The organism is Methylobacterium sp., assembly GCF_028290105.1.
GTDB lineage: Bacteria > Pseudomonadota > Alphaproteobacteria > Rhizobiales > Beijerinckiaceae > Methylobacterium.
Genome location: NZ_JAQGKL010000227.1, coordinates 1 through 3,943, shown reverse-complemented (window position 1 = coordinate 3,943; position 3,943 = coordinate 1). Strand labels below are relative to the sequence as shown.

Below are 3,943 nucleotides of genomic sequence, written 5' to 3'. Positions count from 1 at the left end.
GCCCGAGACCAAGGCCGCGCCGCTGTCCGGGGTCGGCATCGCCTTCTACGGCGAGGGCCGGGCGGTGTGGACGCCGCGCGACATCGGCGCGCTCGCCCGCGAGGGGTTCCAGCGCAACGCCATCGTGCACCGCGCCGTGCGGCTGGTGGCGGAAGCCGCCGCCTCCCTGCCCCTGGGGCTGGTGGGGACCGACGAGGCCGGCCCGCATCCCCTGGAGGCGCTGCTGGCCCGGCCGAACCCGCGCGAGGGCGGGGCGCGCCTGCTGGAATCCCTCTACGGGCACCTGATGGTCTCGGGGAACGCCTACCTCCAGGCCAGCGGGCTCGACGGAATCCCGCGCGAACTCCACGCGCTCCGCCCCGACCGGATGCGGGTCGTGCCCGGCCCCGACGGCTGGCCGGCCGCCTACGACTACGCGGTCGGCGGGCGCAGCCTGCGCTTCGACCAGTCGGGCGAAGGCGTGCCCCCGATCCTGCATCTGACCCTGTTCCACCCCACCGACGACCATTACGGCCTCTCGCCCATGGAGGCGGCGGCGGTGGCGCTCGACATCCACAACGCGGCGGGCGCCTGGAACAAGGCGCTCCTCGACAACGCCGCTCGGCCCTCCGGCGCCCTGGTCTTCTCGACCTCGGCCGGCTCGGGCCTGAGCGACGCGCAGTTCACCCGCCTCAAGGGCGAGCTCGAGGCCAATTACCAGGGTGCGGGCAATGCCGGGCGACCGCTGCTGCTGGAGGGCGGGCTCGACTGGAAGCCCCTGGCCCTGTCCCCGAAGGACATGGACTTCGTGGAGGCCAAGAGCGGCGCCGCCCGCGAGATTGCCCTCGCCTTCGGCGTGCCACCCCTGCTGCTGGGACTGCCGGGCGACAACACCCACGCCAACTACGCCGAGGCCAACCGCGCCTTCTACCGCCAGACCGTGATCCCGCTGGTGCGCCGCACGGCGGAGGCCCTGGCGCACTGGCTGGAACCCGCCTTCGGCCCCGCCCGCCTGGAGCCCGACCTCGACGCCATCGAGGCCCTGGCCCCCGAGCGCGAGAGCCTGTGGCGTCGGGTACAGGCGGCGGACTTTCTGACGGAAGCCGAGAAGCGCGAGGCGGTGGGTTACGGGCCGGCCTGATCGATATCGGTCCGCGAAAAGGCGTCGCCCTCGAACAGGAGTGTCGCCGCATGCGCCCGAGCGCCGGAATAGGCGTGGCAATCCCCCATGTTCAGGGCCGCCGGATGCCGGCCCTTGCCGAACCGGGCATAGGCCTCGATCGCGAGATCGTAGTCCCGCTCCGCCAGGGGCACGAAGCGGATCGCGCCGGCCTCGAGATAGCGGCGAACCTGAGCCCGGGCTTCCTCCACCGTGACGGCTTGGCTGCGCACCAGGCCCGCCACCGTTTCCCAGACGGAGAGGGTCGAGCGGATCCGGTCGCGGTCGGCCTCCAACCGGTCGGCGAGGGTGTCCGCATCCGGCTCCCCGGTGATGATCGCGATCAGGGCCGAGGCATCGACGAAGATCGTCATTCGCCGTTCAGCCCGTCGAAGAAAGCCTTGTCGGCCGGCTCGCCGGTGGGCGGCGGCAGCGCGTGGCCGGCGCTCAGGGCCGCGAAGCGATCGCGCGAGGGCACGGCCGGCGTGAGCCGGGCGAGTTCCGCCGTGACGGCCCGGCGCATGGCCTCGGACGTCGTCACGCCGGCAACCGCGGCGAGTCGGGCGACCAGAGCCGCCGTGCGGTCGTCCGCGATGTAGCGCGGCATCGGCACCTCGCGGGCATCCTGTTTTCTTCGGTGGATGTCCCCCGGGTGCCGTCCTGTCACCCGATCCTCTCAGCGGAGTCGCCCATGGACGGCCATTTCACCGGCTATGCCAGCCTGTTCGGCGTGCCCGATCTCGGACGCGACGTGGTGGCCCCCGGCGCCTTCGCCGCCAGCCTTTCGGTCCGGGGCACGGAGGGCGTGCGCATGCTCTGGCAGCACGACCCGGCCGAGCCCGTGGGGCGCTGGCTCTCCCTACGCGAGGATGCGCGGGGCCTGCGCGTCGAGGGCCGCCTGAACCTCGCCGTCCAGCGGGCCCGGGAACTCGACGCGCTGCTGCGCGAAGGCGCCCTCGACGGGCTCTCCATCGGCTTTCGCACGGTGCGCGCGCGGCCCGAGCGCGGCGGCACCCGCCGGCTCGAGGCCATCGACCTCTGGGAGATCTCGCTCGTCACCTTCCCGCTCCAGGCCGGCGCGCGGATCACCGCCCCGGCCCACGCCGGCGCCGCGCTGGCGCAGGACCTCCACGCCCTGGCCCGCCGCATGGCGCCGGCCCGGCGCGCGGCCACCCCCTCCACCCGGCCCGGGCCCCGGCCCGCCGCCCTTCGTCCCGCCCGACCCGCGAGGTTCGCATGACCGTCCGAATCGACACCCAGGCCCTGGACCTGAAATCCGCGCTCCCGCCCCTGGAGGACAAAGCGGCCGGCCACGCCCCGAACGATCCGGCGGTGGGCGCCGCCATGGGCGAACTCTCCCGCGCCTTCGAGGCGTTCAAGGAGACCAACGACGCCCGCCTCGCCGAGATCGAGGGCCGCGCCTCGGGCGACGTCCTCACCGAGGAGAAGCTCGCCCGCATCGATGCCGCCCTCGACACCGCCCGCACGCGCCTCGACCGTCTCACCCTCGACGGGCGGCGCCCACCCCTCGGCGCCGGCGCGCCGGTGGTGCGCGACGCGGCGGCCGCCGAGCACAAGGCGGCCTTCGACCTCTACGTGCGGGCCGGCGAAAGCGGCGGCCTCAAGCGCCTGGAAGAGAAGGCGCTCTCGGCGGGGTCCGGGCCGGATGGCGGCTACCTCGTGCCCGCCACCGTGGAGCGTAACGTGCTGACGCGCCTCGCCAACCTCTCGCCGATCCGGGCGCTCGCCACCGTGCGGGTCATCTCCGGCGGGCAGTACAAGCGCGCGGTCTCGGTGCGCGACGCCGTCTCGGGCTGGGTCGCCGAGACCGCGCCCCGGCCGCAGACCGACGCGCCGGTCCTGTCCGAGCTGAGCTTTCCCGCGGTGGAACTCTACGCCATGCCGGCGGCGACCCAGACGCTCCTCGACGACGCCATCGTGGACATCGATTCCTGGCTCGCCGACGAGGTCGAGACCGCGTTCGCCGAGCAGGAGAGCACCGCCTTCGTCACCGGCAACGGGGTCAGCCGCCCGCGCGGCTTCCTCAGCTACGACACGGTGGCGAACAGCGCCTGGAGTCCGGGCAAGCTCGGGACCGTGGCGACGGGGGCGCCCGGCGCCTTCCCCGCCGCGAGCCCGGCCGACGTGCTGTTCGACCTGATCTACGCCCTGCGCGCCGGTTACCGCCAGAACGCCAGCTTCGTGATGAACCGGCGCCTGCAGAGCACCATCCGCAAGCTCAAGGACGCGGACGGCAACTACCTGTGGCAGCCCCCCCTCGCCGCCGACCGCTCCGCCACCCTGCTGGGCTTTCCCATCGTCGAGGCGGAAGCCATGCCGAATGCGGGCGCCGGCAGCCTCTCGGTGGCCTTCGGCGACTTCCGGCGCGGCTACCTCGTGGTGGACCGCGCCGGCCTGCGGGTGCTGCGCGACCCCTACTCGGCCAAGCCCTACGTGCTGTTCTACACGACCAAGCGCGTCGGCGGCGGCGTGCAGGATTTCGACGCGATCAAGCTGCTGAAATTCGCCGCGACGTAAGTCCCGGGCGAGGCGCCAAAAGGCGTCGCGACCGTCCGCCACGGACTTTTCACGGCGCGCTGCGGCGCGCCGTTTCCATTTCCGACGGTCGTTGAATCCGGAGCCCGCGCATGGTCACTCGCGCGAACGCTTTTTCGCGGCATCAGCAGCAGCGCTGGCTGCGCCCCGACGCCGCGCGATGGGTACGCCCGGACGCGGCGAGATTTCTCAAGCCCGGCACGCGGCTGGCGGATGTCTATCCGGCGCTTGAGCGGAAATACGATCCCA

Annotated in this window: 5 protein-coding genes; 3 read left to right on the top strand and 2 right to left on the bottom strand. The window is 73.2% G+C overall.

Annotation, left to right across the window (positions count from 1 at the left end):
- The first annotated feature begins 22 nt into the window (after window positions 1-22).
- On the top strand, window positions 23-1,120 hold the full coding sequence (locus JWQ05_RS16165; protein WP_299660373.1) for a phage portal protein: 1,098 nt from the start codon (window positions 23-25) through the stop codon (window positions 1,118-1,120).
- On the opposite strand, the gene JWQ05_RS16160 is transcribed toward JWQ05_RS16165, so the two are convergent.
- Together JWQ05_RS16160 and JWQ05_RS16155 are read right to left on the bottom strand one after the other, a co-directional pair.
- Window positions 1,105-1,512 (bottom strand): type II toxin-antitoxin system VapC family toxin, encoded by a 408-nt coding sequence (locus tag JWQ05_RS16160; RefSeq protein ID WP_299660370.1) that lies wholly within the window; start codon window positions 1,510-1,512, stop codon window positions 1,105-1,107. The genes JWQ05_RS16165 and JWQ05_RS16160 overlap by 16 nt on opposite strands.
- Window positions 1,509-1,745: a type II toxin-antitoxin system VapB family antitoxin gene (locus tag JWQ05_RS16155; protein WP_299660367.1), complete on the bottom strand. Its 237-nt coding sequence runs from the start codon at window positions 1,743-1,745 to the stop codon at window positions 1,509-1,511. The genes JWQ05_RS16160 and JWQ05_RS16155 overlap by 4 nt, the downstream gene beginning before the upstream one ends.
- 84 nt (window positions 1,746-1,829) lie before the next feature.
- Between JWQ05_RS16155 and JWQ05_RS16150 the strand changes: the two genes are divergently transcribed.
- Both JWQ05_RS16150 and JWQ05_RS16145 read left to right on the top strand, forming a co-directional pair.
- Window positions 1,830-2,378, top strand: a complete 549-nt coding sequence (locus JWQ05_RS16150; RefSeq protein ID WP_299660364.1) for an HK97 family phage prohead protease — start codon at window positions 1,830-1,832, stop codon at window positions 2,376-2,378.
- Window positions 2,375-3,676: a phage major capsid protein gene (locus JWQ05_RS16145; protein ID WP_299660361.1), complete on the top strand. Its 1,302-nt coding sequence runs from the start codon at window positions 2,375-2,377 to the stop codon at window positions 3,674-3,676. The genes JWQ05_RS16150 and JWQ05_RS16145 overlap by 4 nt, the downstream gene beginning before the upstream one ends.
- The last annotated feature ends 267 nt before the right edge of the window (window positions 3,677-3,943 follow it).

Coding starts and splice junctions, on each gene's coding strand:
- JWQ05_RS16150 (WP_299660364.1), top strand. CDS start 1,830: ATGGACGGCCATTTCACCGGCTATGCCAGCCTGTTCGGCGTGCCCGAT.
- JWQ05_RS16155 (WP_299660367.1), bottom strand. CDS start 1,745: ATGCCGCGCTACATCGCGGACGACCGCACGGCGGCTCTGGTCGCCCGA.
- JWQ05_RS16145 (WP_299660361.1), top strand. CDS start 2,375: ATGACCGTCCGAATCGACACCCAGGCCCTGGACCTGAAATCCGCGCTC.
- JWQ05_RS16160 (WP_299660370.1), bottom strand. CDS start 1,512: ATGACGATCTTCGTCGATGCCTCGGCCCTGATCGCGATCATCACCGGG.